Here is a 5,084-nt window from a genome sequence, read left to right as displayed (position 1 = left end):
CAGCGCGGCGCCGATCGGGGCATCTTCTTCGACTTCCAGGCCAATGGCGGTCAGACAGGCCGAAAGCGCATCATGGCCGGCATCGGTCTGCACATGTTGTCGGAGCCAGCTTTCAGGAAACTTCATATCTCATCAATCCATAGCGCGCACAAAGCGCAACGTCAATCAGGCGAACTGTTTCAGGAACCGGGTATCGTTTTCAAAGAAACTGCGCAGATCGTTCACGCCATAACGCAACATGGCGAAACGCTCGATGCCCAGACCGAAGGCGAAACCGGTGTAGCGTTCCGGGTCGATGCCGCAACTGCGCAGGACATTCGGGTGCACCATGCCGCAGCCGAGAACCTCCAGCCAGCGGGTGCTGCCGTCCGGCTGTTGCCAGGCGATGTCCACTTCTGCCGAGGGCTCGGTGAACGGGAAATAGCTGGGTCGGAAACGCATCTCGAAATCCTGCTCGAAGAACGCGCGCACAAAGGCCGCCAGTGTGCCCTTCAGGTCCGCGAAACTGGAGGTCTCATCGATCAGCAGGCCTTCCATCTGGTGGAACATCGGCGTGTGGGTCTGGTCGGAATCGGAACGGTAGACCTTGCCCATCGCGATCATGCGCAGCGGCGGCTTGTTGTCCTTCATGAAACGCACCTGCACCCCCGAGGTGTGAGTGCGCAGCAGATGGCCGCTGGGAAAATAAAAAGTGTCGTGCATGGCGCGCGCCGGATGATGCGGCGGGAAATTCAGCGCCTCGAAATTGTGCCAGTCGTCTTCGACTTCCGGGCCTTCGGCGGTCTGGTAGCCCAGTCGCGAAAAGATCTCGCTGATGCGCTCCAGAGTTTTGCTGACCGGATGCGCGTTGGCCGGCAACAGACCACGGCCCGGCTGAGTGACATCGATACGCTCGGAGGCCAGACGCCGATCCAGCGCGGCCTGCTCCAGCTGCAACTTGCGTTCGGCAATGGCCTCGGCCACGGCATCCTTGGCGCGGTTGATGGCTTCGCCGGCGGCCTTGCGTTCGTCCGGTGCAAGCGCACCGAGCTGCTTGAGTTGCAGGGTGATTTCGCCCGATTTGCCGAGCAAGGCCACGCGCAATGTGTCCAGTGCGTCGAGGTTTCCGGCATCGGCAATCTGCTGCAGGGCCTTTGCGGTCAATTGATCGATTGTGCTCATCGGATTCCAGAGGAATTTCAAATGACAATGGGGAAGGACTTGCGCCCTTCCCCATTGTCGGTTTCAGCCCTGCTCGCGCAAAGCGTCAAGCCTGCAATCAGGCCGCGAGGGCGCTCTTGGCCTGCTCGGCGATTTTGGCGAAAGCGGCGGCATCATGGATTGCGATGTCGGCGAGCGCCTTGCGGTCCAGCTTGATGTTGGCTTTCAGCACGCCATTCATGAAGCGGCTATAGCTCAAGCCGTTGATGCGGGCAGCCGCATTGATGCGGGTGATCCACAGGCTACGGAACTGGCGCTTGCGCTGCTTACGTCCGATATAGGCGTATTGTGCGGCCTTGGTGACGGCTTGTTTGGCGACGCGGAAGACCTTACGGCGTGCGCCGTAGTAGCCTTTGGCCAGCTTCAGGATTTTCTTGTGACGGGCGTGTGCGGTAACACCACGTTTGATTCGTGCCATGGTTCAATCCTCCTTAGAGATAGGGCAGCATGCGGTCCAAACGGCCGGCATCTTCGGCGCGGACGTGATTCGTCTGGCGCAGATTGCGTTTGCGTTTGGTCGCTTTCTTGGTGAGGATGTGGCTACGGTTGGCGTGGCCGCACTTGTATTTTCCGGATGCCGTCTTGCGGAAGCGCTTGGCGGCCGCCCGGTTGGTCTTGATTTTATTCTTGGCCATTGGGGGATGATCCTTTTCGGTGATTAACTGACCAGGCGATGGCTTGCGCCATACTTTCCGTCCTGCCTGTGTCGCGAGTGGACGCTTGCGCGCCCGAGGGTCCAATTGCGCTGCCCGAAGGCTACGGCCGCGCGGCCGCTTGGCGAACCAAGAGCCGAGCATTATGACCGGTTTTTCGGGTTCGGGCAAGCCAAATCAGGCTAAAAATGAATGAAAACCGGCTGTTAGCCGGTTGTATTGAGGGGAAAATCAAGGAAAGGCGGCCGAAACCGCCCGTCGGCTCATTTTTTCTTCGGAGCAATCATCATGATCATCTGCCGGCCTTCCAGGCGCGGGCGCGACTCGATGACGGCTTCTTCGACCAGATCGGTCTCGATGCGTTTGGCCATTTCGACACCCAACTCCTGGTGCGACATTTCGCGGCCCTTGAAGCGGATGTTGACTTTGACCTTGTCGCCTTCTTCCAGGAAGCGGCGGACATTGCGCAGCTTGATGCTGTAATCGCCGACATCGGTGGTCGGGCGGAACTTGACTTCCTTGATTTCCACCACTTTCTGCTTTTTCTTGGCGGCCGCCGCTTTCTTCTGTAGCTCGAAGCGGAATTTGCCGTAATCCATCACGCGGCAGACCGGCGGATCCTGGTTGGGCTGGATTTCTACCAGATCCATGCCGGATTCTTCGGCGAGCGCGAGCGCTTCATCGCGGCTCAGGACGCCGACCATCTCGCCGTCGGCACCGATGACGCGGACGCGCGGGACGCGGATTTCGTGGTTCTTGCGGTTACCTTTTTCTGAAACGGGCGTATTGATTAGTCAATCCTCTTGGGGAAATGGGCCCACGGCTCAGTGCCGCGGGGTTTCTGCGTGCAGGCGTTCAATGAAGGCGTCGAGACTCATGACCCCCAGATCCTCCCCCGAACGGGTCCGTACTGCAACCTGTCCGTTCTCCTTCTCGCGGTCGCCGACCACCAGCAGATAGGGTACCCGTTGCAGGGTATGCTCGCGGATTTTATAGCCGATCTTCTCATTACGCAAATCCTTGGCGGCCCGGAAGCCTTTCCCGAGCAAGGCCTGCTGCACGGAATCAACGAAATCGGCCTGGGCATCGGTGATGTTCATGACCACCGCCTGCACCGGTGCCAGCCAGGTCGGCAGGGCGCCGGCATGGCTTTCGATCAGGATACCGATGAAGCGCTCCATGGAGCCGACAATGGCCCGATGCAACATGACCGGATGACGCTTGCTGGAGCTTTCATCGATGTATTCGGCGCCAAGACGTTCGGTCATCATGAAATCGACCTGCATGGTGCCGACCTGCCAGCCGCGGCCGATGGAATCACGCATGTGGTATTCGATCTTCGGACCGTAGAAGGCGCCCTCGCCCGGCAGCTCCTGCCACTGCACGCCGCAGGCGCCCAGCGCGGCACGCAACGCATGCTCGGCTTTGTCCCAGGTGGCATCGGTGCCAAGGCGCTTTTCAGGACGCAGGGCGATTTTCAGGGAAATGTCGGTAAAGCCGAAGTCGGCATACACCGCCATGGCCTGACGGTGGAACGCGGTCACTTCCGCTTCGATCTGGTCTTCGGTACAGAAAATGTGGCCGTCGTCCTGAGTGAAGCTGCGCACGCGCATGATGCCATGCAGGGCGCCGGAAGGCTCATTGCGATGACAGGAACCGAATTCGCCATAGCGGATCGGCAGATCGCGGTAGCTGTGCAGACCGTGGTTGAAAATCTGGACATGTCCGGGACAGTTCATCGGCTTGACCGCGTAGGTGCGCTTTTCCGATTCGGTGAAGAACATGTTTTCTTTGTAGTTGTCCCAGTGCCCGGACTTCTTCCACAGCGACACATCGAGAATCTGCGGGCAACGGACTTCCTGATAGCCGGAGTCGCGGTACACGCCGCGCATGTACTGCTCGACCACCTGCCAGAGCGCCCAGCCTTTCGGATGCCAGAACACCATGCCCGGCGCTTCTTCCTGCTGGTGGAACAGATCTAGTGCCTTACCGATACGGCGGTGGTCGCGCTTTTCCGCTTCTTCCAGTTGGAACAGATAGGCTTTGAGGTCTTTTTCATTCAACCAGGCGGTACCGTAGATGCGGCTGAGCATGGCGTTGTTGGAGTCACCGCGCCAGTAGGCGCCGGCGACTTTCATCAACTTGATGGCGCGCAGCTTGCCGGTATCCGGCACATGCGGTCCACGGCATAGATCGGTGAACTCGCCCTGCGTGTACAGCGATAAATCCTCGGTGGCCGGAATCGCGGCGATGATTTCCGCCTTGTAGTGCTCGCCGAGACTTTTGAAGTAGGCCACGGCCTCGTCACGGGATTTCACACTGCGAGATACCGCATGCGCTTCCTGGATGATCTTGGCCATTTCGGCTTCGATCTTGGGCAGGTCTTCCGGCGTGAACGGACGCTCGTAGGCAAAATCGTAATAGAAGCCGTTGTCGATGACCGGACCGATGGTGACCTGGGCGCCGGGATACAGACGCTGCACGGCCTGGGCCAGCAAATGCGCGGAAGAATGACGCAGGATGTCCAGCGCATCCGGATGTTTTTCAGTCACGATTTCCAGACTGGCATCGCTGGCGATGGTATAGGCCGTGTCGACCAGCCTGCCATCGACCTTGCCGGCCAAAGCCGCTTTGGCCAGACCGGCGCCAATCGAGGCGGCGACATCATAAACGGAAGGGGGGGTTTCGAACGGCCGCTTGGAGCCGTCAGGAAGCGTAATGGTGATCATAGATTCGCAGGGTGAAGAGTATCGATGGACGCCGAGCGTCCGCTGTCGCGCTCAGCCATGGAGATGACGATGATTCATGGATGTGGACATGTCGCACTCTCGACGCGGGGCGTCACCTGTATTTGTTAAATATAAGTTAGGCTTTTTGCACTGGAAAGTCAATCAGAATCGGGGTTTACGGCAATTCATGGCCCAAAAAACACTGCAAATGCGATGTTTTTCTGAGTCAGAGGAGGTTTTATCAGAATCCATGAACGCTAAGCCCATAATCAGTGAAGGCGCAGCACTGTTAAGGAATATAGGTCATTTCCAATCAACCATTTACAGCAGGTTTGGGTCTGATTTAAAGTAAAGCCTATTCATTGAGGTTGCAGCACTATGAGCACCAGCATTCACGACTTCCACGACGACGTGCGCAACGCCGACATCCGGATCTGGGTCAATGGCATCCTCAAACCACGCGCTGAGGCCACAGTTTCGGTATTCGACAGTGGCTTCGTGC

5 protein-coding genes are annotated in these 5,084 nt (G+C 58.3%); all 5 read right to left on the bottom strand.

Going from position 1 to position 5,084, the window contains the following annotated elements:
• Positions 1–165 precede the first annotated feature (165 nt).
• Positions 166–1,161: a phenylalanine--tRNA ligase subunit alpha gene (gene pheS / locus ACIQ0Q_RS08175; RefSeq protein WP_395772445.1), complete on the bottom strand. Its 996-nt coding sequence runs from the start codon at positions 1,159–1,161 to the stop codon at positions 166–168.
• 97 nt (positions 1,162–1,258) lie between these two features.
• On the bottom strand, positions 1,259–1,618 hold the full coding sequence (rplT, locus tag ACIQ0Q_RS08170; RefSeq protein WP_297802328.1) for a 50S ribosomal protein L20: 360 nt from the start codon (positions 1,616–1,618) through the stop codon (positions 1,259–1,261).
• Positions 1,619–1,631: 13 nt separating this feature from the next.
• A complete protein-coding gene (rpmI, locus tag ACIQ0Q_RS08165; RefSeq protein ID WP_297802333.1) occupies positions 1,632–1,835 on the bottom strand; it encodes a 50S ribosomal protein L35 in 204 nt (67 codons plus the stop codon).
• 281 nt (positions 1,836–2,116) lie between these two features.
• Positions 2,117–2,644 (bottom strand): translation initiation factor IF-3, encoded by a 528-nt coding sequence (gene infC / locus ACIQ0Q_RS08160; RefSeq protein ID WP_395772446.1) that lies wholly within the window; start codon positions 2,642–2,644, stop codon positions 2,117–2,119.
• Positions 2,645–2,677: 33 nt separating this feature from the next.
• Positions 2,678–4,582, bottom strand: a complete 1,905-nt coding sequence (gene thrS, locus ACIQ0Q_RS08155) for a threonine--tRNA ligase (RefSeq protein ID WP_395772444.1) — start codon at positions 4,580–4,582, stop codon at positions 2,678–2,680.
• Positions 4,583–5,084: the final 502 nt, after the last annotated feature.

The organism is Arenimonas sp., from assembly GCF_044348765.1.
Taxonomy (GTDB): Bacteria; Pseudomonadota; Gammaproteobacteria; order Xanthomonadales; family Xanthomonadaceae; genus Arenimonas.
Note: the sequence above shows the minus strand (reverse complement) of the source record. Positions and strands in the feature narration are given on the sequence as shown.

Coding starts and splice junctions, on each gene's coding strand:
- thrS (WP_395772444.1), bottom strand. CDS start 4,582: ATGATCACCATTACGCTTCCTGACGGCTCCAAGCGGCCGTTCGAAACC.
- pheS (WP_395772445.1), bottom strand. CDS start 1,161: ATGAGCACAATCGATCAATTGACCGCAAAGGCCCTGCAGCAGATTGCC.
- rplT (WP_297802328.1), bottom strand. CDS start 1,618: ATGGCACGAATCAAACGTGGTGTTACCGCACACGCCCGTCACAAGAAA.
- rpmI (WP_297802333.1), bottom strand. CDS start 1,835: ATGGCCAAGAATAAAATCAAGACCAACCGGGCGGCCGCCAAGCGCTTC.